Origin of the sequence: Polyangium spumosum (genome assembly GCF_009649845.1) — a bacterium.
GTDB lineage: Bacteria > Myxococcota_A > Polyangia > Polyangiales > Polyangiaceae > Polyangium > Polyangium spumosum.
In genome coordinates this window covers 150,452-174,389 of the sequence record NZ_WJIE01000010.1, presented here as the reverse complement: position 1 = coordinate 174,389, position 23,938 = coordinate 150,452, and the positions used below count along the sequence as shown (strand labels likewise).

General features: G+C 71.2%; 20 protein-coding genes. 9 read left to right on the top strand and 11 right to left on the bottom strand.

Annotation, left to right across the window (positions count from 1 at the left end):
- Positions 1–18: 18 nt before the first annotated feature.
- Entirely contained in the window at positions 19–1,074 is a 1,056-nt protein-coding gene (locus tag GF068_RS30105; protein WP_153822941.1) for a C2 domain-containing protein, read from the top strand.
- 14 nt (positions 1,075–1,088) lie between these two features.
- Here the strand turns inward: GF068_RS30105 and GF068_RS30100 are convergent, their stop codons facing one another.
- Positions 1,089–1,457, bottom strand: a complete 369-nt coding sequence (locus GF068_RS30100) for a copper-binding protein (protein ID WP_153822940.1) — start codon at positions 1,455–1,457, stop codon at positions 1,089–1,091.
- A gap of 69 nt (positions 1,458–1,526) precedes the next feature.
- A complete protein-coding gene (locus tag GF068_RS47185) occupies positions 1,527–2,246 on the bottom strand; it encodes a VOC family protein (RefSeq protein ID WP_153822939.1) in 720 nt (239 codons plus the stop codon).
- A gap of 114 nt (positions 2,247–2,360) precedes the next feature.
- Between GF068_RS47185 and GF068_RS30090 the strand changes: the two genes are divergently transcribed.
- Both GF068_RS30090 and GF068_RS30085 read left to right on the top strand, forming a co-directional pair.
- Positions 2,361–3,125 carry a hypothetical protein gene (locus tag GF068_RS30090; protein WP_153822938.1) on the top strand — a complete coding sequence of 255 codons (765 nt, stop codon included), beginning with the start codon at positions 2,361–2,363 and terminating at the stop codon, positions 3,123–3,125.
- Between the two features lie 73 nt (positions 3,126–3,198).
- Positions 3,199–5,184, top strand: coding sequence for a hypothetical protein (locus GF068_RS30085; protein ID WP_153822937.1), 1,986 nt, complete (start codon positions 3,199–3,201; stop codon positions 5,182–5,184).
- Between the two features lie 12 nt (positions 5,185–5,196).
- On the opposite strand, the gene GF068_RS30080 is transcribed toward GF068_RS30085, so the two are convergent.
- Positions 5,197–5,889, bottom strand: a complete 693-nt coding sequence (locus GF068_RS30080; RefSeq protein WP_153822936.1) for a hypothetical protein — start codon at positions 5,887–5,889, stop codon at positions 5,197–5,199.
- On the bottom strand, positions 5,886–6,560 hold the full coding sequence (locus GF068_RS30075) for a hypothetical protein (RefSeq protein WP_153822935.1): 675 nt from the start codon (positions 6,558–6,560) through the stop codon (positions 5,886–5,888). Before GF068_RS30075 ends, GF068_RS30080 begins: the two co-directional genes overlap by 4 nt.
- Positions 6,561–6,626: 66 nt before the next feature.
- On the opposite strand from GF068_RS30075, the gene GF068_RS30070 reads away from it, so the two are divergent.
- Positions 6,627–7,646 carry a peptidase associated/transthyretin-like domain-containing protein gene (locus GF068_RS30070; protein WP_153822934.1) on the top strand — a complete coding sequence of 340 codons (1,020 nt, stop codon included), beginning with the start codon at positions 6,627–6,629 and terminating at the stop codon, positions 7,644–7,646.
- Between the two features lie 32 nt (positions 7,647–7,678).
- On the opposite strand, the gene GF068_RS30065 is transcribed toward GF068_RS30070, so the two are convergent.
- Both GF068_RS30065 and GF068_RS43790 read right to left on the bottom strand, forming a co-directional pair.
- Entirely contained in the window at positions 7,679–9,112 is a 1,434-nt protein-coding gene (locus tag GF068_RS30065; protein ID WP_170319749.1) for a serine/threonine protein kinase, read from the bottom strand.
- Entirely contained in the window at positions 9,109–10,728 is a 1,620-nt protein-coding gene (locus GF068_RS43790) for a hypothetical protein (protein WP_170319748.1), read from the bottom strand. The genes GF068_RS30065 and GF068_RS43790 overlap by 4 nt, the downstream gene beginning before the upstream one ends.
- A 97-nt stretch (positions 10,729–10,825) precedes the next feature.
- Between GF068_RS43790 and GF068_RS30060 the strand changes: the two genes are divergently transcribed.
- Together GF068_RS30060 and GF068_RS30055 are read left to right on the top strand one after the other, a co-directional pair.
- Positions 10,826–12,295 carry a multicopper oxidase family protein gene (locus tag GF068_RS30060; protein WP_153822932.1) on the top strand — a complete coding sequence of 490 codons (1,470 nt, stop codon included), beginning with the start codon at positions 10,826–10,828 and terminating at the stop codon, positions 12,293–12,295.
- A 70-nt stretch (positions 12,296–12,365) separates the two neighbouring features.
- Entirely contained in the window at positions 12,366–14,123 is a 1,758-nt protein-coding gene (locus GF068_RS30055) for an arrestin family protein (protein WP_153822931.1), read from the top strand.
- Positions 14,124–14,136: 13 nt separating this feature from the next.
- Here GF068_RS30055 and GF068_RS47180 read toward each other — a convergent pair whose 3' ends face one another.
- Genes GF068_RS47180 through GF068_RS30040 form a run of 3 tightly spaced genes read right to left on the bottom strand, consistent with a single transcriptional unit; the run spans position 14,137 to position 16,917 of the window.
- On the bottom strand, positions 14,137–15,399 hold the full coding sequence (locus GF068_RS47180) for a tetratricopeptide repeat protein (protein WP_153822930.1): 1,263 nt from the start codon (positions 15,397–15,399) through the stop codon (positions 14,137–14,139).
- A gap of 22 nt (positions 15,400–15,421) precedes the next feature.
- A complete protein-coding gene (locus tag GF068_RS46520; protein ID WP_275939278.1) occupies positions 15,422–16,564 on the bottom strand; it encodes a collagen-like domain-containing protein in 1,143 nt (380 codons plus the stop codon).
- Positions 16,561–16,917 (bottom strand): hypothetical protein, encoded by a 357-nt coding sequence (locus GF068_RS30040; protein ID WP_240807594.1) that lies wholly within the window; start codon positions 16,915–16,917, stop codon positions 16,561–16,563. The genes GF068_RS46520 and GF068_RS30040 overlap by 4 nt, the downstream gene beginning before the upstream one ends.
- A gap of 92 nt (positions 16,918–17,009) precedes the next feature.
- Here GF068_RS30040 and GF068_RS30035 point away from each other — a divergent pair, with 92 nt between their 5' ends.
- Both GF068_RS30035 and GF068_RS30030 read left to right on the top strand, forming a co-directional pair.
- Positions 17,010–18,149, top strand: a complete 1,140-nt coding sequence (locus tag GF068_RS30035; RefSeq protein ID WP_153822929.1) for a hypothetical protein — start codon at positions 17,010–17,012, stop codon at positions 18,147–18,149.
- Positions 18,146–19,264: a metallophosphoesterase family protein gene (locus GF068_RS30030; protein WP_153822928.1), complete on the top strand. Its 1,119-nt coding sequence runs from the start codon at positions 18,146–18,148 to the stop codon at positions 19,262–19,264. Before GF068_RS30035 ends, GF068_RS30030 begins: the two co-directional genes overlap by 4 nt.
- A gap of 435 nt (positions 19,265–19,699) precedes the next feature.
- Here GF068_RS30030 and GF068_RS30025 read toward each other — a convergent pair whose 3' ends face one another.
- A complete protein-coding gene (locus tag GF068_RS30025) occupies positions 19,700–21,190 on the bottom strand; it encodes a short-chain fatty acid transporter (RefSeq protein ID WP_153822927.1) in 1,491 nt (496 codons plus the stop codon).
- A gap of 64 nt (positions 21,191–21,254) precedes the next feature.
- Between GF068_RS30025 and GF068_RS30020 the strand changes: the two genes are divergently transcribed.
- Complete coding sequence (locus GF068_RS30020) at positions 21,255–22,319, top strand: cation diffusion facilitator family transporter (protein WP_153822926.1); 1,065 nt, start codon at positions 21,255–21,257, stop codon at positions 22,317–22,319.
- Here the strand turns inward: GF068_RS30020 and GF068_RS30015 are convergent.
- Positions 22,282–23,628, bottom strand: a complete 1,347-nt coding sequence (locus GF068_RS30015) for a hemolysin family protein (protein ID WP_338046640.1) — start codon at positions 23,626–23,628, stop codon at positions 22,282–22,284. The genes GF068_RS30020 and GF068_RS30015 overlap by 38 nt on opposite strands.
- Positions 23,629–23,938: the final 310 nt, after the last annotated feature.

Below are 23,938 nucleotides of genomic sequence, written 5' to 3'. Positions count from 1 at the left end.
TCTGGCGTACGGTGGGGCATGCGCCGGATCGGATTCGCCTCGCTCGTGCTCCTTTTCGCCGCGGCCTGCGCCGAGCCGATGGGAGAGCCCGGGACCCCGAGCACGTGGAAGGAGCCGCCATGGCTCGTCCTTCGTGTCGACGCCGTGGAGGTCACGCCGCTCCGCCCGGGCACGCAGGTGCCGTGGGACGACATCGAGCCGCAGCCGACCGACGGCGCGGCGTGCGGCATGCTCGGCCGCGTGATGGCCACGACCGATCCGATCACGGGCAAAGGCGCCGAGTCCCTCTGCGCCGTCGATCCCCGTCCGAGGCCCCAAAACGCCGATCCGCGCCTGCCCGATCTCGTGGTCCTGCTCGGCGTGGGCAGCGCCGCCCATTACCAGACGCCGACCGCGCACGACGCCATGCAGGCCACGTTCAACGGTGAATTCGTGATCCCGACGAATTCGATCCCGCCGGAGGGGATCACGCTGGCCGTGGTGGATCGGGACGGGGACGGGGCGGAGGTCATCGGCGGGGTGAAGCTCGGGAGGCAGGAGCTGCTCGCAGCACAAGCGACGCAGCCCGTGTTCTCGAGGCGCGGCGGAGGCGTGACACGAATGGATTTCGCCGTGATGCCCTACACCGAGGCGATGGAGACGGTCGAGGTGCCGGTGACCGCCGCGATGGGCGGCGCGCTCGTGCCGATGAGGCCGATCCGCGCCGGGGAGGTGGTCGAGATCTCGGCGCGCGGGCAATACCGGATCGGGACGGGGCGCGGCGCGTGGATCGATCCACGCGGGTATTTCGAGAAGGAGGCGCACGATCCGAACTTCGACAACGAGCCGTTCCGATCGGCGCCCCACGGAGCGGGCATCGCCGCGGTCGGCGGCGGGGACGCGCGGATGGGGGCGATCGTCGCGCCCTGCGCGCGGCTCGTGGCCCGCACGCCGGGGCTCGTGTGGGTGGGGCTGAACGACGCGGAGCCACGCAACAACGAGGGGAGCGCGACGTTCACCGTGAAGGTGGCCGGGCCACTCGCCGCGGAGTGGGCCGAGGGGAAGACGACGACGCCGTGCGGGTCGTTTCCGTGAGCGAGATGTGACCGCTACTTCGGAGGCGCCGGCGCGATCGACTCGACGAACAGGCGCCCGTCCCGATCCGAGAACGTGAACGACACCTCGTCGCCGATCTTCACGTCGCGGAGGAGGTCGGGCTTGGCGACCTCGAACATCATCGTCATCGCCTTCATGTACCCGGGGATCTCCTCGTGGGCGATCGTGATGTTGTCCTTCTTCTCCCCGATCGCGCGCACCTTGCCGCGTGTCGTGTACGTCGCGCTCGGGGCCGCCGTCGGGATGGCCCCGCCGCCGGTGGGCTCCTGCGAGCGCGAGCAGGCAGGCGCGGCCGCGAGCAAGAGCGCCGCGATCGTCATGAGGACCGCCGGGCTCGTTCGATGACTGAAAATCACGCGCATGGGGATGCTGTACCACCACGGAGCCGGGAGCGGGAGCGGAAGCAGCAGCGGCAGCGGGGGCGGACGACGCTAGGCACGCGCCGCGGACGAATACAGGCCAAACGCCGCGCCCTGCGGGTCCTCGCACGGGGCCAGACGATCACCGCTTGGCAGCCGCCTCGGCTCGAGGACGTTGCCACCACGCGCCCGGACCCTGGTGAGGGCCGCGTCGAGGTCGTCGACCCGGAAGTAGAAGAGCCAGTGCGTGTGGACCTGGGGCATCCGCGCGCTGCTGACCATGCCCCCCACGCTCGGGCCACCTTCGCCAAACGAGAACATCTCGTACGAGCCCAGCGCCGGACCGAGATCCAGCGCCTCGGTCTTCCTCCAGCCGAACATCTCGCCGTACAGGGCCCAGGCACGCGCGTGGTCCCGCACGTGGAGCTCGTGCCAGGCGACGGCGCCGCTCGGCTCGTCCCGTTCCGCGGCGACCGCCACGATCGCGCCAAACGGGTCCCGCAGGATCACGCGCGTGGCCTGGCCGTCGCTCGTGGTTCGTGTTGGCCCGCGTTGCTCGCCGCCCTGTTCGAGGATCCGACGCGCCGCCCCGTCCACGTCCGCCACGGCGATGTGCCCGAGCCAATGCGCCGGCGCCCCCAGGGCCGCGGCGCGCTCCGGCAATGGCGAGACGCCGAGGCCCGGCGTGTTCCCGACCTGAGACCCGAGCACGTCGGCATAAAAGTCCACCGCTGCGCCCGGGTTCGTGGTCCGGAGCTCGTACCCGCCAAACGCGCCGTTCGCCGTCTTCACGCGCGCAGGCTACGCGGGACGCGGGGGCATCGCAAGAACTGCGCCGCCGCCGCCTCGTGCTTCCGCGCCCGCTTCCGCTCGCACGAACGTCGCCACGTGGTATGGGACGGCTCCGTGAGCGCCACCTGGTTCCTCTACAGCCCCCTCTCGCCCCGCGCGATCTCCGCGCTCGCCGACGAGTACGAGCGTCACCTCGAGGCGTACATCGACGAGAACGTCGAGCGCATCGACGAGGACGAGACCGTCCCCGATGTCGTGGCCGGCGGCGAAGTCCCGCCCGTCGCCGAGCTCCAGGCCGCGTACGCGCTCGCCAAGCGCCCGCTCCCCAAGCCTCTGCTCGCGCGGTACCGCGCCTGCAAGTCCGTCATCACCCTCGAGCACGTCGCCGACCTTGAGGCCGGCCCGTGCCGCGGCGTCGTCTCGACCCTGCGTTACCTCCTGCCGCGCGTCGGGGAAGGCGCGCTCCTCTTCCCGGACGCCGTGCCCCTCGTCCCCGTCGAGGAGATGCTCGCCCGCATCGAGGACAAGAAGGGCCTGCCCGGCTTCGACGGCGAGGACGACGACGACGACGACGACGACATCCTCTCGTGGGGGAAAAAGGGAAAAACCGCGGGCAAGAGCAAGGACGCGCCGGATCAGGTGCGCGCGCTGCGCGTGCTCGCGTCGCTCGAGGGGCTCATGAACGACCCCGAGCTCGCCCTCGATCTACGCGGCACGCTCCAGCGGTCGTCGAAGCTCACGCAGCAGTACGCGGCGCTGCTCATCGAGGACGGCGCCATGTCCGACATCAAGGCGAGCAAGGAGCTCGGGGTGACCGTGCAGGAGCTCACCAAGATGGCCGATGAGCTCGATCGGACCTTGCTCGCGCTGAAGGACTAGCCGATCGGCCCAGTTTTTCCGGAGAGACAGCCTCGAGGACGTGGGGTAGCGTCGCGCACCCGCGATCGAAGTCATGACCAAGCGCCGCATGCAACAGCTCGATCTCTTCGGAGGTTTCGAGCCCCCCGCCCCGCCGCCTCCGTCCGCGCCCGTCAAGAAGAGCCGCGTCGAGCCGCTCGTCTGGATCGCCGAGCTCTGGCTGCTCCGGGAGTACGACGCGTCCGAGGCGTCGATCATCCGGCACATCACGCTCCGCAAAGGCCTGAACGTGCTCTGGGCCCCGCCCGCGCCCGAGGGCGCCGAGAACCGGCTCGGCGACGGGCAGATCACGGGGCACACGGCCGGCAAGACCACGTTCTGCCGCATGATCCGCTACCTGCTCGGCGAGACACGTTTCGGCACGGCGCGCGCGCAGGAGAAGATCCGCGAGGCGCTGCCCGAGGGCTGGGTCGCGGCGACGGTCGTCGTCGGTGACGCGCGCTGGCTCGTGGGGCGTCCGTTTGGCATCGGGCTGCACCCGTTCGCCGTGCGCGGGATGTCGCTCGGCGAGGCGCTCGCGGAGCGTGGTCGCGGCGGCTACCAGGAGTTCCTCGCCGACATCCGGCGCGTGGTGATGGAGCCCGTGCCGGTGAAGGCGCTGCCGCACGAGCGCGAGCCGATCGCATGGGAGCACGTGCTGCCGTGGGTGACGCGTGATCAGGAGGCGCGGTTCGCGGGGCTCGTGGAGTGGCGTGATCCGTCGAGCGAGTCGGAGAGCCCGCGGCTCGTGACGGACGACCGGCACGTGGTGGTGCGGGCGCTCTGCGCGCTCATGTCCGACGAGGAGAGCGAGGCGCAGCGACGCTACGAGGATCTCGCGCTGGAGAAGCAGAGGCTCGAGGAGACGTCGCCGAAGCTCGCCGATCGCGCCGCGGAGGATCGGCGGCGGCTCGCGCGCTTGCTCGAGATGCCCGACGACATGAACGACGCAGGTCCGCTCTTCGCCGCGCGTTTCCGCGAGACGGTGTCGCGGCGCAAGCAGAGCCTCGCCGCCGCCGAGGAGGCACTCGCGGCGCAAGCAGCCCTGGTCGAGCAAGCCGAGGAAGCCACGCGGCAAGCGGCCGAGGCGTGCGGCGTGCGGGTCGAAGCGCTGCGCGAAGCGGAGGCGCGACGCGAGGAGGCGAAGCGGACAGGCGAGAAGAAGCGCGAGGCGGAGGAGGCGCCGGCGAAGCTGCCGGTGCGGGCGAGTGGTGTGTGTAGCGTGCCGCTCGATGTCGCGATCACGAAGGGATGTCCGCTCGCGGCGTCACACGCGGGGGCGGCTCCGATCACGCGGGAAGAGAAGAAGGCGCTCGCCGAGGCGGTGATGGAGGCGAAGCGTACGCTCGCGGAGGCGCGGGCCGCGCAGAAGGAGGCGGCGGCCGAGCATACGCGGCAGAGGAGCGCGCTCTCCGCGGAGGAGAAGCGCATCGCGCGGGAGCGCGCGGCGATCGAGGAGGTCGAGCGGCTCTTCGGCTACATGACGGCGGCCGAGCGCGCGGCGGACGAGAACACGGACCGGCTCGTGGTGGTGACGGACGAGGTGAAGGCCTCGTCGGAGCGGCAAGCGGCGCTGCGGCGCGAGCAGGAGGAGGCGCAGGCGCGGCTCTCGGAGCGCTTCCGGGAGGTCGTGCGCGCGCTGCTCGGGGATCACGTGGAGGCGCGCGTGGAGGTGAAGGGCCGCAGGCTCGAGCTACGCGTGGAGGACCGCGGCGAGCGGGACGGCGCGGCCATGCAGACGATCAAGCTGCTCGCGTTCGACCTGGCGGCGATGAAGCTCTCGGTGGACGGGTACGGGCAGCTCCCGGGCATGCTGGTGCACGACGGCCCTCGCGAGGCGGACATGGACGGGCGCATCTACGAGCGGCTGTTCCTGTACGCGCGGCGCCTCGAGGAGAGCGCGGACGGGTCGCCCGCGTTCCAGTACGTCATCACGACGACGGCGCCGCCGCCGAAGGAGATGCAGAAGGCACCTTGGCTGCTGGAGCCGCTGCTCGACGCCTCGAAGCCGGAGGGCCGGCTGCTCAAGATGGATCTGTAGGTCGGCCCCTCGTCAATCGTCGAGGATGATCCGCTCGGGTGGCAGGTCCGCGGGCTGCTCGGGCGTGGTCTCCGGGGCCGGCGGGACGGGTGGCAATACGGGCGGCGCGTCGCCCGGCTGCACCGGCACCGGGTAAATCGGCCCGGTCGGCGGGGCCGGGGCGTCGACGTATTGCGTCCGCGGCATCTCCGCGCCGCGCGGGCCACAACGACCGCCGAGGCTGCCCACGGCGTCGTTGTAGTAGTTCATCGCGTCGACGGCGTGGCCGTGCGCGTCGATCCTCGTGGCTCGACCGACGCCCGTGAGCACGAGGCCGAGGACCTCGGCGCCGAGGCCTCCGAGCATGAGCCCCCACATGAGCTCGGGGTTGTCCTGGAACGCGAGGCCGGCGAGGCCCGCCGCGCCACCCACGCCGAGGGTGAGCCCCGCGACCGTGAGCCCCACGGCCGTGTCGCCCGCGCTCTCGGCCGCGAGCGCGTGCCGCTCGGCGTCGGGCACGCACCCCACGTATTCGACGAGCCCGCGATATCGCACGCCGGTCGCGACGACCCCCTGGGGCGAATGAACCTGGAACTCGTTGTCGTAACGGAGCGTGAGCTCGTGCGGGGCGAGCACGCGCGGCTCGACGGCGGAGAAGCCGGATCCGCATCCCGCGAGCAGGATCGTCGAGACCCCGAGGGCCAGCATTACATGTCGCGCGCTCATTGCGACACCTCCGCGGGATCGACCGCGCAAGGGGATCCGGGCAGGCGCGCGAGGTCGTTGTACGCATTGACCTCGTCGATCGCGCTCGCGACCTGCTGCTCGGGCTCCGGACGGCTGAGACCGAGGCTCAGCGTGATGATCGGCAGCGTCAAGAGCGCCACGACCGCGAGCACGACCGCCGCCTTGCCCCAATCGCCGCCCCCTCCCCCGCCGCCCGAGGAGCCGCCGCTGCTGCCGCCCGAGGAGCCGCCGCCCTTCGAGCCGCTGACCCTGGGCGTCGCCGCCGACCGCGTCATCGTGCCCGGCGTGCCGCCGACGCCACCCGAGCCCACGATCACGACGGGCGCGCGGCGCACGATGATCCAGGGGCGGTAATACACGACGCCCGTCGAGCCGCCGTAATACGTCGAATATTGCCCCGGGTCGGCGGGGAGCTCCCGGATGGCCTGGCTGCAGTCGGGGGCCCCGCTCTCGCCCGGGAGCGAGGCGACGACGCGATCGTCGTCCCAGAGGACCCGCGCGCGCCCGTCCTGCGGCGGCACGTAGTCGGACGTGTAGCTGCCGCAACCAGCCAGGATCCCCAGGGACCCGGCCACGAAGATTGCCCTGCACATGCCCCTCGGGCCCGCCATCGCCATACGTGGCTCCTCTGCGATTGCTCGTTTTCGCATCAGGAAGGCGCCTCGTAAAGGACAATTTGCCCGGACCGCGCCTCCTGCCGTACACTCGCTCCCCCCATGAAGATCGGCGCCCGCGCCCTCCTCGCAGCAGGCCTCTTCGCGAGCGCCATCCTCGCGCCTCCGCCCGTCCGCGCCGACGAGCCCGCCGCGAGCGCCGAGGCCAAGGCCGGCGCCCGCGCCGCCGCCGAGAGCGGCACGACGGCCTTCAAGGCAGGGCGCTTCGGCGAGGCGGTCGACATGTTCCTGCGCGCCGAGGAGCTCTTCCACGCGCCGACCCACGTGCTCATGCTGGCGCGCTCGTACGTGGGCCTCGGCAAGCTCGTGCTCGCGAAGGAAGCGTACCTCGCCATCGTGCGCGAGGTGCTCGGGCCGAAGGCGCCGGCCGCGTTCAAGCTCGCCAAGGCCGACGCGGAGAAGGAGCTCGCCGACCTCTCGCCGCGGATCCCCACCCTCCAGGTGAGCACCACGCCCGAGGCGAAAGACGTCGTCGTCACGATCGACGAAAAGCCGCTCCCCCCGGCGCTGCTCGGCGTCGCGAGCCCGATCGACCCAGGCACGCACGTGTTACGCGCGACGGCCGACGGCATGGCGGCGCCCGAAAAAAGCGTGACGTTGAAGGAGGGGGAAAAGTCCGAGGTGGTGCTGGAGCTCTCCCCCGTGGCGAACGCCGGGCCGATCAAGCCGGTGCGAAGGCCGGGGCCGGAGCAGCCGGCGGGGAAGACGAGCCCGGGGCGGATCGCGGGAGGCGCGCTCCTGGGGCTCGGCGTGGCGGGGCTCGGGGTCGGCGGCGCCTTCGGGGTGCTGTCGCTGATGAAGCGCTCGGAGGCGGACGGGGCGTTCAACACCTGCGGGGTCGGCTGCTCGGGCCCGCAGGCGGACGCCGTGCGCGCGCTCGACGAGGACGCGAACCAGAAAGGCACGATCGGCGTCATCGGGCTCGCCGCGGGCGGCGCATTGACGATCACGGGCGTGATCCTGTTCGTCACGGCGAAACGATCGCCGGAGACGTCGCCGCAAGGAGCCTCCGTCACCCCGTGGATCGGGCCGCAGGGCGGCGGCGTGGTCGGCCGGTTTTAGGTTTTACGAGACGAACGCGCCGGCGCGCTGGTTCAATACCCGTAGTCCGTGACGACCTTCTTCGTCACGCTCTTCTTCGTCGGCGCGACCTGCGTCGGCGCGACCGAGGACGCGGGTTTGACCGAGGCGCTCTCGGCGGGCGCGGCGGAGGCGCTCTCGGCCGGCGTGGGCGCCGCCGTCGACGCGGCGGGCGGCGGCGTCGTCGTTTCGGGTTCGGGCGTGGGGACGGGCGCCGCGGCGGCGGGCGGCGGGAGCGCGGGCGGGCCGGGGTTGCCCCGAAGGAACACGTACGCGCCTCCCGCGGACACGGCGACCACGGCCGCGAGGCTCGCCGCGACGAGCCCGCCCTTGCGTTTGCCCGCGGGCACGGACGAGCGTTCGCTCTGCGCCCAGGTCTGCCTCGTCTGCGAGGCGCTGGTCGGCGCCGAGGTCGGTCCGAGCGTGCTGCTCGGAGGCCCGGAGGGGCTGCTCGTTGGTCCGGCGAGGGACGCTTCGTCGGGCGGCGTCGAGAGGGGCGGCGGCTCGGGCGTCCTCACGCTCGGCGGCGGCGGCTGCACGGCGACGTCGACGATCGAAGGCAGCGGCGTGCGCTTGAGCGAGCCGGCCGCACGTTTCTCCTCCCAGGCGACGAGCGCGTCGCGGAACTCGGCGGCGCTCTGGAAACGCGCGGCCGGGTCGCGTTGCATGCCCTTGACCACGATGCCGCAGATCTCGTCGTCGAGCAGCGGGCTCTGCGACTTCGGGTGCGGCTGCGGCTCGAAGACGATCTTGAACATCAGCTCGGCGAAGGTCTCGCCCTTGAACGGCACCTGCCCCGTGAGCATCTCGTAGAGCATCACGCCGACGGTGTAGAGATCGCTGCGCGTGTCCACGGAGTTCGCCGAGCGCGCCTGCTCGGGGCTCATGTAGAACGGCGTGCCCATCACGACGCCCGTGCGCGTGTGCGACGCGGCCTCGCCGGCGAGGCCCGAGAACTTCGAGATGCCGAAGTCGAGGATCTTGACCCACTCCTCGCGCCCGTCTTTTTTCTGGAGGAAGACGTTGTCGGGCTTGAGGTCGCGGTGGATGATGCCCGCCACGTGCGCGGCCTCGAGGCCGTCGAGGAGCTGCCGGAAGAGCTCGACGATCTTGTCGATCGAGATCCGCCCGCGCTTGGCCCGCGCCTTCAGCGTCTCCCCCTCGAGCAGCTCCATGACCATGAAGCGGTCGCCCGCCTCCGTGGTGCCGACGTCGAGGACCTCGACGATGTGATCGGAGCCGATCTGCCCGGCCGCCTGCGCTTCACGTTCGAAGCGCGCGAGCGCGTCGCCGTGGAGCTCGACCGTGGCCTGGGAGAGCACCTTGATCGCGACCTGCAGCCCGTCCTGGCGCAGGCTGTCCGCGACGTAGACGACGCCCATCCCGCCGCGCCCGAGGATACGGACGATGCGGTAGTCTCCGAGGATCGCGCCTTCTTCGAGCTTCATCGGGACCCGCCGGGCTTCGTGATCGGCAGGGCGCAAACGCCGGCCGAGCAGACGTGACCGGCGACGCAATCCGTGTCGAGCTCGCAGCTCGTCTTGCAGCTCGTCGTGCCGCAGACGTAGGGGCTGCAGGATTTCGTGCCGTTGTCGATACACGCGCCGGTGCCGTTGCACGTGTCGGCCGCGGTCTCGACGTCGTTCGTGCAGCCCGCCGCGGCGCAGGTCGTGCCCGAGGGGTAGAGCTGGCAGGCGCCCGCGCCGCTGCAAAAGCCGGTCGTCCCGCACGTCGACGGCGCCTGCAAGCTGCACTCGTTGTCGGGGTCGAGCCCGCCCGTGATGGGCCCGCAGGCGCCGTTCGTCCCGGCGCCCTTCTTGGCCACCGAGCACGCCTGACAAACCCCGGTGCAGCTCGAGCTGCAGCAGACGCCGTCGACGCAGAAGCCGCTCGCGCACTGGTTCGCGCCGGAGCAGCTCGCGCCCGCGGACTTCTTCGTCACGCACGCGCCCGCGGCGCAGTACGAGCCTTGCGCGCACTGCGCGTCGAGCGTACACGCCGAGGCGCATTCGTTGCCGCTGCACGTGAACGGCGCGCAGCTCGTCGTGCCCTGGTCGACGCAGCTCCCCATGCCGTCGCAGGTGTCGGGGTTCGTCCGGACGCCCCCCGCGCAGGAGCCCGCAGCGCAGACCGTGCCCGCGGCATGGAACCGACACGCGCCCGCGCCGTCACACGCGCCGTCGGTCCCGCACGAGCTCGCGCCGAGCTCGGGGCACTCGCCGTCGGGATCGGCGCCGTCCGGGATCGGCGCGCACGCGCCGTCCGTCGCGCCCGTGCGCGCCGCGCTGCACGCCTCGCACGCGCCCTCGCAGGCCGCGTCGCAGCAGACGCCGTCCGCGCAGAAGCCGCTCTCGCACTGGTTCGGCTTGTTCGCCGGGCAGGCCTCGCCGATGGGCTTCTTGTCGAGGCATTGCCCCGAGGCCACGTCGCAGTATTTCCCGGGCGCGCAGTCGCCGTCGCTCCCGCAGTCCGTCGCGCAGTGGATGCCCACGCAGGCGCTCGGCGCGCAATCGACCGCGCCCATGTCCACGCACGTGCCGGCGCCGTCGCAGGTCTTCGCGAGCGTCTTGGTTTGTCCAACGCAGGTCTGCGCCGCGCACTCGGTCCCCGCCGCGTACAACGCGCACGCGCCGATGCCGTCGCAGGAGCCGTTCCGCCCGCACGACGCCGCGCCCTCGTCCTCGCACTCGCTCTCGGGATCGATGCCCGCGCTCACGGGTGCGCAGGTGCCGTTCAACTGCCCCGTGGCCCCGGCGTTGCAAGCCTCGCACGTCCCCGCGCAGGCGCTCTCGCAGCAGACCCCGTCCACGCAGAAGCCGGATCCACACGCGCCCCCGTCGCTGCACGGCTCGCCGATCGCGCCGCCGCCCTGCCCTGCTCCGCCGCCCGCGCCGCCGTCCGGAGGACCGTCGCCGAAAGGCCGGTCGGGCGAGACGCACCCGTATGCGAGCACGAGGATCGACGCCGAAACGACGAGCAGCGCCCACGCCCGCCCGCGGCGCGCGACGGCCACGCGGCGCAAGGGGCGAGGCCCGACAGCCGAGCCGGAGACGAGGACGGACATCCTGAGCATCCTACGAGCAGATGCCTCTCGCTCGCAAGTCGCGCGGCCCTGCCGCGGCTTGCATTCGGCAGGGGCTCGGCGGATGCTCAGGACCGCGATGTCGCAACCCCCCGTCGTTGCACCTGCTCCCGCCCCTCTCCTGCGCCGCGGTTCGGCGCTCGTGCTCCTCGGGCTCGTGGCCCTCGGGTGTGGAGGTCCGGACCCGGGCGCGCAGCCCGAGGGCTGGGACTCTGCGGTCGCCATGCGCCCGGCCGCGGATCGCAACCCCGATCCCCGCACCTTCGAGATGGACCTCGAGGCCCGCATCCAGGACCTCGAGCTGCTCGAGGGAAAAACGACACCCGCGTGGACCTACGACGGCACGATCCCCGGGCCGTTCATCCGCGCGAGCGTGGGTGATCGGCTCGTGGTGCATTTCCGCAACACGCTGCCGGAGCCGACGACGGTCCACTGGCACGGCCTGCGCATCCCCGCGGCGATGGACGGGGCGCCTGGGCACAGCCAGCCGGAGATCCAGCCGGGAGAGACGTTCACCTACGATTTCGTCCTGCCCGACGCGGGCCTGTACTGGTACCACCCGCACGTCCATTCGGCCGCGCAGCTCGGCTTCGGCCTCTACGGCGCGCTGCTCGTCGACGACCCGACCGAGCCCGCGGACATCGGCGACGAGCTCGTCCTCGTGCTCTCGGACATGGCCCTGAAAGACGACGGCGCCCTGCAGGATCCGCAGACGGGCCTCGATTTCGGCACGCTCTTCGGCCGCGAGGGGGACCTCCTGCTCGTCAATGGCAAGAAGAACCCGATCGTCGAGGCGCGCGCGGGGCGGCGGCAACGCTGGCGGATCGTGAACGCCGCGAAGAGCCGCTATTTCCAGCTCGCCATGAAGGAACACACGTTCACGCGGATCGGCGGCGACGGCGGGTTCATGGAAAAACCCGTGGAGTCCGCGGCCCTCGTGCTCTCGCCGGGCGAACGCGCGGACGTGCTCGTCGTGCCACGCGGCGCGCCCGGCTCGACGATCGCGGTGCGCTGGGTGCCCTACGATCGTGGCTACGGGACGACGTTCAACCGGCCCGAGGAGGAGGTCTTCCGGGTCCACCTCGCGGACGCGCCCGAGGTCACCGAGACGCCGCGACCGAAGACCGAGCGCACGCTCACGCCGCTCGATCTCGCGGGCGCGACGCCCATCTCGCTCGAGCTCACGCAAGGCGAGCAGGACGGCAAGGTGACCATGGGCATCAACGGCGTGCCCTCGTGGGAGGCGGTCCCGATCCCCGCGACGGTGGGCGAGACCCAGGTATGGACCGTGAAAAACACCATGGATTTCGACCACCCGTTCCATTTACACGGCTTCTTCTTCCAGGCGCTCGACGAGTCGCTCGCCCCGATCCGGCCGATGGAGTGGAAAGACACGGTCAACGTCCCCGTCGACGGCACGCGCCGCTTCGCCGTGCGGTACGACGACAGGCCGGGGATGTGGATGTTCCATTGCCACATCCTCGATCACGCCGACGCCGGCATGATGGGCATGCTCGATCTGCAGGGCGGATCCGGCGCGGGACATTGAGGCGCGCCGCGCGCCGCGTCCGTCACGCCTTGTGCCCCGGCCGCCTCGTGGCGGATGATGCTGCTCCCCGATGCGCAGCCGCCCCGACGTCACCACCTACCTCGAGCCGGCCGAGCCGAGCCCCGGCGATCGCGTCCGCGTTCATGTCCGCCTGACCTCCAGGACGGAGACGCCCTTCGACGCGATCGACGTCGAGCTCGTGGGCCGCGAGTCCCGCTACAAGCGCACGGCGTCCACCGGCAAGACCACCTCCCGCAAGTACCATCGCCGCGAGATCCTGCGGCTCGGCCGGCGTTTTCCCGCGGGCGTCCTCCATCCGGGGACCTGGGAGCAGGCGATCGACTTCCAGCTTCCGCCCGATCTGCCGCCCACCTTCCGCAGCGTGTACAGCTCGATCGAGTACGAGATCTCCGTCCACGTGCACATCCCGTGGTGGCCCGATCGCCACGAGGTCTACGTCCTGCCGATCCGCGTCCCGGCCGCGCCCGCCGCGCCTCCGCAGCCGAGGGTCTTCACGAGCCTGGCAGGCGAGCACCGCGGCGAAGACCCGGTGATCGAGCTCTCCCTCGAGGATCAACGCCTCCCCCTCGGGGGCGTGCTCGCGGGCGCCGTCGCGCTCACGGGGCTCGGCAGCCGCAAGCTCCGCCGCGTCGAGCTCGCGACGAGCTGCGTCGAGACCGCGATCGTGAGCAGCACCGCGGGGCCCGCCGAGATCGAGCGGCGCACGTACAAGCTCTGTGAAGGCACGCCCGAAGAGGGCGCCTCGCTCCCCTTCCGGATCGCCATCCCCAAGGATCTCGCGCCCACCTTCCTCTCGCCCTTCATCAGCGTCGACCACGCCATCGAGGTCGTCGCCGTCGTGGCCTTTGGCCGCGATCTCTCCCTGCGCGTGCCCGTGCGCGTCGAGCGCCAGCGGGGCGAGCGGCCGAGCGCGGAGGGACGCCTGCCGCTCGTGGGCAAACAACGCCACCTCTCGGTGTGGCGCGCGGGCGAAGGCGCGGCGCGCGCCGCTGGCTACACCGTCGTGGAGTTCGATCCCGAGCAGGCTCGCCTCACCCTCGACGTGCACGGCGTCCGCGTCGAGGTGACCGAGGAGCACCGCGAAGGCCTGGGGCCCTGCACCGTGGCCGAGCTCTCGTACCCTCCGCTCGGCCTCGATCTGCGCCTCGCCGAACGGCGGTGGACCGACCTCGGCGCGAAGCTCCCTGGCCTGGACAAACGCCTGGCCAAGCGCTTCACAGTGAAGGCGCGCGAGGCCGTCCAGGCGCAGTGCTTGCTCGGCGGCGACGTGCGCGACGCCATCGAGGTCTTCGACGAGGCCGCGCTCGACGACGAGCACGCGGTGGTCGTGCAGAAGGGAGGCGTCTACCAGGTCTCGGGCCTCGAGCGTTTCCTCGCGCGGAGCGCGATGCTCGCGTATCGACTGGCGAGAGCCTTCACGACCTTGCCCCCGCCCGCCGCCCTCGCGACGTCCCTGCCCGCCTACCGGCGCTTCGCCGAGGAGCGCGACGCGCGCCTCCGTATCGGCGATCTCGCGCTCGAAGGATTTTCCCGCGCAGGGTTCCATCTATCCCTCGATCATCGCTGGGAGCTCGATCGGCCGGCCGAGAGCCGGCTCTGGACGCCGCGGCCCGAGCGTGATCTGCCGGCCTCGTGGAGCGAGACGATCACGAAGGCCACGGGGCGCGAGCCCTTGCTCGAAGAGGACCGCCTCGGGATCCGCTTGCCGCTCGTGCAGGATCCCGAGGAGATGCTCGGCGTGGCCGAGGCGTTCGCTGGAGCCGTCGCCGCGCTCGCGGGGGCCACGAGGCTCGGCCCGTACCGCTGAGCTCGGCCGCGCGTCAGGGCGCGGGGGCAGGCGCCGATCGCGAGAGCGCGGCGAGCTCGATCCGCCGCAAGAGCTCCACGCTCCGCGTGTCCCCGGGCGTGGCCTCGACGAGCTTGCGCGCGTGGTGGCGCGCCTCCTCGAGGGCGCCGAAGCGCGACGTCAGGAGCGCGAGGTTCCGGCGCGCGGCCACGAGGCTCGGATCGGCGCGCAGCGCCGCCAGGTAACGCTCCCGGGCGCGGTTGTAGTCGTTCTTCTTGTCCGCCACGATTCCCAGATCGAAGAGCGCCTCCGCGTCGTTCGAGGCCTCGCGGGTGATCGGCGCGAGGACCTTCTCCGCCTCGTCGAGCGCGTCCTCGCGGATGAGCAGCGCGCCGAGCAGGACCGCCGCGTCGCGCCCCGCGCCGCCCTCGACGGCGCGCCTCGCCGACGCGATCGCCTCGGCCGTACGCCCTTGCTGATCGAGCGCGAGCGCGAGCGTGTACGCGACGAGCGGATCGGCCCCGTCGACGAGCGCCGCGCGCGCCACCTCCTCGGCCCGCTTCCCTTCGCCGTTCGCGGCGAGCGCCGCGGCGCGCGCGGCCTGCGCGCGTGGATCCGCCGGGCAGCGGTCCGCCGCGTTTTCTGCGCCTTCGAGCGCGCGCGACGTGTCGCGCAGGTGGAGCAGGATGAACGGGCGGCGCGACGCGCACGCGCAGCTCGAGGGCTTCCGCGTGAGGCATCGATCCACCACGGCGAGCGCGGCCGCGTGATCGCGGGCTCGCTCGTGGGGCGCGATCATCACGTCGAGGGCGCGCCGCGCGTCGCCGTCGCGGAGCACCGTCTGCCACCACATCTGCGACGTCGAGGCGAGCCACTCGGCCGACGCGCCGAAGAGCACGAGGCCGAGGCCCACGACGGCCGCCGCCACGATCCGCGTGTTTCGCGGCGGAGCCACGATCGCGGCGCAAGCGGCGAGGCCCGTCCACAACGGCGCGGCCACGAAGAGCACGCCGCGCCCGAGCGGCGCGCGTGGGCCGCGGAAGTAGGCGCCGACGACGAGGGACGTGACGACGGCGAGCACGAGCGCCGCGGCTGCGATCCTCGCCTCGGGCGAGCGGGCGCGGCCGGCCAGGCGAAGCGCACCTGCGACCACGGCAACGAGCGCGACGCCTGCGACGAGCGCGCCTGCGAGCGAGCCCGGCCCGGGCTCGGGCGCGAACAGCGGCGGCGCGACGGCAAGCGCGAAGACGTGCGCCGCGCGCGTGATCGTCTCTACGATGGGGGAGAGGTTCGGCACGACGAACGGAGGGGCTCGTCGTTCAGTTGTGCACGATGACCCAGCCGTTGAGCGCGTCGTTCGCGCCCAGCGCGACCATCGAAGTGTTCCGCACGCAGAACCCGACGTTGTACGTCCCTGCCGGCAGGCCCGACACGGTGCCCGCGGCGGCGTACGGCGCGCGCACGGAGATACTCGCGGCCGTGGGGTACGAGCTCGAGTAGAAGTGGGTGATCGAGCCTCCGGACCCCTGGTAGCAGAGCCCCAGGCCCACCGCCGTGGCCACGCCCGGGCTCCCGCTCAAGCTCGTGCCGAGGGTCATCACCGCCGATCCCGTGATCCGCTGCCCGGCGGCGATCGTGACGGTGACCGGCTGCGCGGCCCACGCGAACGCCAGCGAGCCGCCGTTGACGGTCTGGGCTGCCCCGTTCAGGCTCGTGACCGACACGATCCCCGTCGGCCCCTGCGCGCCCGTCGCGCCCTTCGGCCCCGTCGGCCCCACAGGCCCCGTCGGCCCCTGCGCGCCCGTCGCGCCTTTCGCGCCCGTCGGCCCCGTCGGCCCCGTCGGCCCCACGGGCCCCATCGGCCCCGTCGGCCCCTGCGCGCCCGTCGCGCCCTTTGGCCCTGCCGGCCCTGTCGCGCCCGTCGCGCCCGTCGCGCCCTTCGGCCCCATCGGCCCTTGCGGCCCCTCGGGTCCGATGAGCCCCGACGGATCCCCGACCCACTTGCCTGCCTCGTCGATCACGACCGTGCCGCCGATCGACACCGAGGTCGGGTGGATGTCGCCCACCGCGTCGCCTGCGAGCATCGCGTAGGGCACGCTTTGCACCGGCGCGCGTGGCGTCATCTCCGGATCGTCTCCGACCGTGACGCCCAGGTACCGCACCGAGCCATCGAAGACGTTCTTGTCGAAAGGGGTGCTCGTCCCGAGGTTCGCCGAGAAATACCCCTCCTCGAACGTGATGTCGTGCGACTCCGACCAGATCGGGTCGACGGACGAGGCATCCGCATAGATGGCGAAACGCACCTGGAGCGTGCCATTCACGGGTGCGTCCTTCGCGTCGTACAGCCGCCCCTGGTGGGTGATGGTCTGCGGCACCGCGGCCTCCGCGGCGGCGGCGCCTGCGCAGAGCGCGACAGCGAAGGCCGAAGCCGAGATCAGGCGCGAGATCATCCCGTTGCTCATGGCAAGCTCCCGTTTGCTCCAATGAGTCCGCCCTGCATCCGGTAGCTGGGCGATGTCGTCTTCGTCTGGTTCTGCGTGGGCTGCCCGAGCGTGAAGACCATCTTGTAGCTCGGGCTCTTCATCACGTCGCCGGCGCTCACCGTCTCCATGCCGGGCGGCCCTGACGGGGCCGGAGGCATTCCGCCGGTGCCGCCGCTGCCGCCGGAGCCGCCTGTGCCGCCGCTGCCGCCTGTGCCGCCGCTGCCGCCCGTGGGTCCTGACGACGTGGCTGAACCGCCGTCTCCGCAAGCCGCTGCGAGCCCCACGAGGAGCAGCGCGGAAAGGAAAAGAGCTGCGTGTCTCATCCGGTTCATGGGAGGGCCTCGGTGGGTACGCCTCCAGAGAGCATTAAACAGCCGTTCACGCTGGAAAGACAAGTGCCATTTTCGTCCTAAGATCCGCGATCGTGACAGGGTTCCAAGCTCCCCCGAGGCGCCTCTCGATATCCGGCCCGGCCCTCGCGACCGCCGCCGCGTTTTTCCTCGCCCCCCACCCTGCCGCCGCTGCGGACACGCCTGAACCGAAACCAGCCGCATCGTCGCCTCCGACGCCCTCCCGCAAGGCCCTCGCCGTCGCTGCATCCATCGTCCCGGGTGGGCTCGTCCATGGCGCCGGGCACTTCGTCCTCGGCCAGACCCGCACCGGCTTCATCCTCCTCGGCGCCGAGGGCCTCGGGGCGGGCCTCGTCGTCGCCGGCCTCGGCGGCGCGGCTGCGACGGGCGCGACGCGCAGGTTCATCGGCCCCATCATCCTCGGCACCGTCACGGGCGCCGCGTTTTTTTTCCTCTCGGCCCTCGCCGACGTGTACGGCGTCCTCGCGCCCGAGGGTGGCACCGGCAGCCCCCCCGTCTACCTCCCCTCGGTCGAGACCCAGCTCGGCCTCACCTTCGTCCACGACCCCAACTTCGCCTACAACGCCTTCCTCACCCCCGGCGTCGACCTGCGCAAGGGCTCCTTCCGCCTCTCGGCCCTCGGCTTTTTTGCCCTCGACGACACGAACGCCCGCATCCGCGTCGCCGCCGCCTACCGGTTCTTCGGCCCCCGCCCCGGCGACCAACCGCGCTCGCGCGACGGCTCGTACCTCGACCTCGAGTTCGCCCTGACGAACCACACCTACGGCCCCGAGCATTTCTCCGTCCTCACGGGCGAGGTCAACCTCGTCGGCCGCCTCGATCTCGCCCGCGTCGGCCCCACGCTCCGCGGCTCCTTCGCCGAGCTCGGCCTCGGCGCCGCGTATGCCGCGCACCGCTACCCTGGCATCGGCGTCGAGGCGAACGATCTGCTCACCCCCCGCATGGCGTTCGGCATCTACCTCGGCCACGCCGGATATCCGCGCGGCGAGGCCATGGCTTATTACGAGCACCGCCACGACGGCTTCGCCGGCGGCTTCAAGAGCCCTGGCCTCGGCAGCGGCATCGCCGGGCATTTTGGCGTCCAGACCCGCCTCTTCTTCTCGCCTCGCTGGGGCGCGCACTTCGACGCGCAGGGCGGCTCCGCCCTCGTCGGCCGCGCCTCGCTCCTCTTTCGGTACGGAGGGAACCCTTGAAGCCCATCGAATCGTGTTTCGCCTCGCTCCTCCTCGTGTCGGCCGTCCCGCTCCTCGCCTCCTGCCTCGACGTCGCCGAGGGCCGCGCCCGCCGGGACCTCGAGATCGGCCGCGCCTCGCAGAGCGACGTCCGCGTCGAGGTCGAAGGGGGGCTCGCCGCCGTTCGCCGCCTCGCGCCCGGCGAGCTCGGGCTCTGGGCATCCGCGCCCGCGCTCTCGCTCCGCTTGCACACCGGCGCCTCCGGCGGGGGCGCCTGGAACGTGCGGTTCGAAAACATCCTCTCCGACGCCGTCCTCGTCGCCGAGACCCAGGCTGGCGCGTCCATCCCTGTCGAGATCGCGGAAGCGCCCCACCCCACCGAGCGCACCTTCCGCCTCGACCTCCCCTCGAACGACGAGATCACCCTCTCCCTCGCCGCGCCCGATCGGGAATCGCTCTCCCCGTGGCGCTTCGCCGTCTACGCCGACGTCCAGGAGGCCATCGACGGCGTCCAGGACATCTACACGAAGATGAACGACACGCCGGGGATCCGCTTCGCGCTCATCAGCGGCGACCTCACCCAGCAGGGCACGCCCGAGCAGCTCGAGGCCTTCCAGCGCGAGATGAAGACCCTCGTCTTCCCCTGCTACGCGACGCTCGGCAACCACGAGCTCGGCACGCGCGACGACCTCTACCACGACTATTTTGGCCGTGGAAACTACGCCTTCGACTACCGCGGCGTGCGCCTCACCATGCTCGACTCCGCGAGCGCGACCCTCGATCCTCTCGTCTACACCTGGCTCGACGGCTGGCTCGAGGGCGGCCGGGATCGCCTCGACGTGGTCACGATGCACATCGTGCCCATCGACCCTGTGGGCTCACGCAACGGCTCGTTCGCGAGCCGCGCCGAGGCGGACAAGCTCCTCTTGCAGCTCGCCCGCGGCAACGTCGACCTCACGTTTTACGGGCACATCCACTCGTATTACGCCTTCGAGAACGCGGGCATCCCGGCCCACATCACGGGCGGCGGGGGCGCGATCCCGGAGCGCATGGACGGCATCGGCCGGCATTTCTTGACGGTCGACGTCGTCCCGCCGAGCAAGATCGAGCAGGTCGCCATCGTCCGCGTCGATTGATCCCGCGAACAAAAAGAAAAAGCGCCTACTCGACGGCGGGGGGGGTACCGGAGCAGGCGCTCGCGAAGGATGATTGCAACCCGCATACCAGGCTCGGGATCCCCCTGATCCGCGAAGATCCGCGCCCGATCGACCTTCCGACATCGCAACCTTGCAAGGACGCGCTTTCATCCGTGCGAGGGCTCCTCGCCGCGGCCGGCAATCGGCGACATCGATTACATTCTCGACCGATGGACGTAAAAAAGCGCCTACTCGACGGCGGGGGGGGGAGCCGGAGCAGGCGCTCGACCATCCCTATGAGCAAGCAGCGGGCCAATGGCAGTCCATCCCCATTTCCAGCACTTGCGTCCCCTCCCCCCCACGCGTATCGCACCTCTGCAACGACCGGCGATCAACTCTGCACGGGCAGGACGTGCCAGAAACCACGTCGGTCGTTCACAGCGGATACGGCAACGTCGCGCCGAGCACCGTCACGAGCAGCAGCACAAGGGGCAACAGGACGAGGAATACGATGAACGTGTAGCCCATCACGTCGCGCGCCCGCAGGCCGAACAGGCCGAGGATGGGCAACATCCAGAACGGCTGCACCAGGTTCGCCAGCGCCTCGCCGAGATCGTACACCGCCACCATCCACCCGAGGTGCACCTTCAAATCGTGCGCCGCCTGCATCACGTACGGCGCCTCGATCACCCATTTCGACCCCCCGCTCGGCACGAACACCCCCAGCACCGCCGAATAAATCGCCACCACCGCCGGGTACGTTCGGGGCGTCGAGAAGCCCACGAAGAAGCCCGCGATCGCCTCGTTGAGGTGCGTCTTGACGATCAGCGCCGCGATCCCCGCATAAAACGGGAACTGCAAGATCACGCCCCACACCCCCGGCGTCGCCTCCTTCACCGCCCGCATCAGCCGCGCCGGCGTCCCGTGCAGCAGCACCCCCAGCGTCAGGAAGATCAGGTTCACCGTGTTCAGGTTCAGCGCGTTGAGCCCCTGCCCGCTCGAAGCGAAGTACCCCACGAGATACGCGCCCGCGAGCATCACGAACAGCAAGCTCGGGATCGGCGAATGCTCGAGCCACTCCCCCGGCGTCGCCTTCCGCGGCGGATCGTCCGCCTCGAGCGGCGACCGCCCGAGCTCGATCCCGAGATCCGCCGCGCTCCGCGCCCGCGCCGCCGACGGCGCATACAGGTACACGAGCGCCGTCACGACCACGATCTCCACCCCGACGGACACGAGGCTCTGCCACAGGAAAATCGTGTCCGACAGCGGGATCACGCCGCCCGGCACCTTCCCGCCCGCCTCGACGATCGCGCGTGTCGCCGGCTGCAGCGCGCTCGGCGTGGCCATCTGCAGCGCCGCGCTCCCGCTCAGCCCTTGCGCCCAGATGCTCCCGAGCCCGAGGAACGCGCTCGCCGCCACCGCGCGATAATCGACCCCCTTCACGCGCCGCGCCGTCTCCTTCGCGAGCATCGCGCTGAAGATCAGCGAAAACCCCCAGTTGAACCACGACGACAGCATCGCGAACAGCGCCACCCACGCGATCGCCGCCCGCGGCGAGCCTGGCACCGACGCGAGCGCGCGGATCAGCCGGTAAACCGGCCGCGTCGTCGCGACCACGTACCCCGTGATGATCACGAGCGCCATCTGCAACGTGAACGGGATGAGCTCCCAGAACCCGCCGCCCCAGATCGCCACCACCTCCGCCGCCGCGCTCGCCGCGCCCATCTTCGCCGACAAACTCACCCACGCGGCGACGACCACGAGGAACGTCGCCACGAGCGCGAAGATGAACGCGTCGGGGATCCACCGCTCGGCCCACGCCGTGAACCGCGCCGCGAGCCGCTGCAGCGCGCCCGCGGGTGGCTCCTCGGGCGGGAGAGCCGTCTTCGGCTTGTCGAGAGAGCTCGGCAGCTCGGCACCGGACATGCCGCCATCCTAGACCATCGACCTCGCCGTAGTCTGCGCCCGGCTCCGCGCCTATCATCCCCCGATGGCCTCCCCCGCCTCCTTGCGCGCCGTGATCGCCGCCCTCGCCGCGAACACCGTCGTCACCGTCCTCAAGTTCGTCGCCTTCCTCCTCTCCGGCTCCGGCGCCATGCTCTCCGAGGCCATCCACAGCGCCGCCGACACGGGCAACCAGGCCCTCCTCTTCGTCGGCCTCAAGCGTGGCGCACGGCAAGGCGACGACGAGCACCCCTACGGCTACGGCGGCGAGCGCTTCGTCTTTGGCTTGCTCTCCGCGGCCGGCATCTTCTTCGTCGGCTGCGGCGTCACCGTCTACCACGGCATCGACAGCCTCCTGCACCCGCACGACCCCGAGATCAACACCGTCACCTTCGCCGTCCTCGGCCTCTCCTTCCTCATCGAGGGCAGCGCCCTCGTCTTCGCGGTCCGCGCCGTCTCCGCCCACCGCGGCGACATGCCCTTCCGCCGCTACCTCCGCGAGAAGGCCGATCCTGCCGCCGTCGCCGTCCTCCTCGAAGACGGCGCCGCCTTGCTCGGCCTCTTCCTCGCCGCCGGCGGCATCGGCGCCGCCTACCTCACGAAAAACCCTGCCTGGGACGCGATCGCCTCCATCCTCGTTGGCCTCCTCCTCGGCTTCGTCGCGCTCCACCTCGTCACGCAGAACCGCGACCTCCTCCTCGGCAAGGCCGTCCCTGACGGCGTCGAGGACACCTTCGTCCGCGTCCTCTCCGAGCGCCCGACCGTACGCGCCGTCCGCGACGTCAAGAGCCGCCAGATCACGCCCGAGGTCTACAAACTCAAGGCCGAGGTCACCTTCGAGCCCTCCCTGCTCATCCGCCGCCTCGACCGTGTCCTCGCCGAACGCGCCCACGCCCTCACGGGCCCCGAGCGTGAAGAGACCGCCCGCCTCCTCGGCGCGAGCGCCCTGCGCGCCATCAGCGACGAGATCGACGACATCGAGCTCGCCGTACGCGCCGTGATCCCGGAGGCGCGTCACATCGACATCGAGGTCGACCACACCGAGGAGCGACGCGCGGAGGCCCGGCTGGCTGCTACCGCTCGCCCTCCGTCGGAGCAGCCGGCGGCGTGATCCGCACCTTCCGCACGCGCTGCGGCGTCGCCTCCACGACCTCGATCCCCGTCCCGTCCTCCGTCGTCAACTTCGTCCCTTCCGCGGGGATACTCTGGGCCAGGTGCAGCACGAGCCCCGCGATCGTCGTGAAGCTCTCCTCCATCGGCAAATCGAGCCCGAGCGCGCGATTCACGTCGTGCACCGGCGCGCTGCCCAGCACGAGGAACGTCCCCTCCGCCTCGGGGCACACGATCTCCGGCTTCGGCGCCTCGTGCTCACCGAACACATCCCCCACGAGCTCCTCGACGAGATCCTCCAGCGTCACCATCCCGCTCGTCGCCCCGAGCTCATCGACCACGATCGCGATCTGCGTCCGCCGCTTCTTCATCGCCTCGAGCAGCGCGACCGCGCGCACGCTCTCCCCCACGAAGTAAGCATGCCGCAGCACGTCCTTCGCCGTGAAGGACACCTCCCCGGTGGCGCGCATGAACACGTCCTTCACGTTCACGTACCCGATCACGTGATCCAGATCCTCTTCATACACGGGCATCCGCGTATGCCCATGCGCGGCGACGACCCGTCGCACGTCCTCGATCGTCGCGTCCCGCGACAAGCTCACCATCCGCGTACGCGGCACCATCACCTGCGCGGCCGAGAGCTCGGGCAAATCGAACGCGCGTGACGCGATCTCCCCCGCGCGTGGATCCACCGAGCCGGCCTTCGTCGCCTCCCCGAGGAGCTGCTGCAGCTCGGCCGGCGACAGCCGCGCCTCGGTGAACGTCGTCCTGTCCCCGAACAGCCGCAGCACGACATTCGAACTCGCCGTCAAGAACCACACGACCGGCCGCGTGAGGAAGGAGAGCCCGAGCAGCGGCTTGGCGATGTTCAGCGCATACGTCTCGGCATACCGCAACGCGAGCGACTTGGGCACGAGCTCCCCGAGCACGAGCGAGAGATACGAAATCAGCACGACCACGACGCCAATCGCGACCGCCTCGGCATGATCCGCGAGCAAAGGCACCCCCGCGACCAAAGGCGCAATATCCTCCGCAAACGTGGCCCCGCCAAACGCCCCCGCCAGCGCGCCGATCACGGTGATCCCAATCTGCACCGTGGCGAGGAACCGCTCGGGGTTGTCGCGCAGGTTCTTCACGGCCCGCGCACGCGAGCTCTTCTCGGCCACGAGCTGATCGAGCCGCGAACCACGCAGCGCCACGACGGCAATCTCGGCCCCAGCGAGCACGCCGTTCACCAGCACGAGCGCAAAAATGACGAGGAGCTCGGTGACGATGGCTGCCTCCTGACAGGACCCGCCGATCCTTCGCACATCTCGGCGGCATGTGCCCGCGGTACCGTCCGCTCGTGTGCGCGACGCCGTCCAGGGCGGGGTGGGCGGCTGAGGCGCCACACTGGGGCGCCGCCCCAGACCCCGCGGGGGCTGTCCGCCCCTCGACCCCGACCAGGCACGGCCTGGACCGAGGGTGGAAGAACTGCGCAATGCGCAGTTCTTCCATCGGGCCGGTGGGGACTCGGTGGTTACACAGCGTTCGTTCGACAGGCGGATGCGCCACGAATCCAAGGTCGTCGCTCTTCATGAACTTCGCGCCGTCAGGGTGCGGCGTGTGCCTCCAGAGGTT

Excerpts from the sequence above, each read along its gene's own strand:
- GF068_RS30060 (WP_153822932.1), top strand. The coding sequence starts at position 10,826 with ATGTCGCAACCCCCCGTCGTTGCACCTGCTCCCGCCCCTCTCCTGCGC.
- GF068_RS30070 (WP_153822934.1), top strand. The coding sequence starts at position 6,627 with ATGAAGATCGGCGCCCGCGCCCTCCTCGCAGCAGGCCTCTTCGCGAGC.
- GF068_RS30100 (WP_153822940.1), bottom strand. The coding sequence starts at position 1,457 with ATGCGCGTGATTTTCAGTCATCGAACGAGCCCGGCGGTCCTCATGACG.
- GF068_RS30085 (WP_153822937.1), top strand. The coding sequence starts at position 3,199 with ATGACCAAGCGCCGCATGCAACAGCTCGATCTCTTCGGAGGTTTCGAG.
- GF068_RS30020 (WP_153822926.1), top strand. The coding sequence starts at position 21,255 with ATGGCCTCCCCCGCCTCCTTGCGCGCCGTGATCGCCGCCCTCGCCGCG.
- GF068_RS30025 (WP_153822927.1), bottom strand. The coding sequence starts at position 21,190 with ATGTCCGGTGCCGAGCTGCCGAGCTCTCTCGACAAGCCGAAGACGGCT.
- GF068_RS30040 (WP_240807594.1), bottom strand. The coding sequence starts at position 16,917 with ATGAACCGGATGAGACACGCAGCTCTTTTCCTTTCCGCGCTGCTCCTC.
- GF068_RS30075 (WP_153822935.1), bottom strand. The coding sequence starts at position 6,560 with ATGCGAAAACGAGCAATCGCAGAGGAGCCACGTATGGCGATGGCGGGC.
- GF068_RS46520 (WP_275939278.1), bottom strand. The coding sequence starts at position 16,564 with ATGAGCAACGGGATGATCTCGCGCCTGATCTCGGCTTCGGCCTTCGCT.
- GF068_RS30105 (WP_153822941.1), top strand. The coding sequence starts at position 19 with ATGCGCCGGATCGGATTCGCCTCGCTCGTGCTCCTTTTCGCCGCGGCC.
- GF068_RS30065 (WP_170319749.1), bottom strand. The coding sequence starts at position 9,112 with ATGAAGCTCGAAGAAGGCGCGATCCTCGGAGACTACCGCATCGTCCGT.
- GF068_RS43790 (WP_170319748.1), bottom strand. The coding sequence starts at position 10,728 with ATGTCCGTCCTCGTCTCCGGCTCGGCTGTCGGGCCTCGCCCCTTGCGC.
- GF068_RS30080 (WP_153822936.1), bottom strand. The coding sequence starts at position 5,889 with ATGAGCGCGCGACATGTAATGCTGGCCCTCGGGGTCTCGACGATCCTG.
- GF068_RS30055 (WP_153822931.1), top strand. The coding sequence starts at position 12,366 with ATGCGCAGCCGCCCCGACGTCACCACCTACCTCGAGCCGGCCGAGCCG.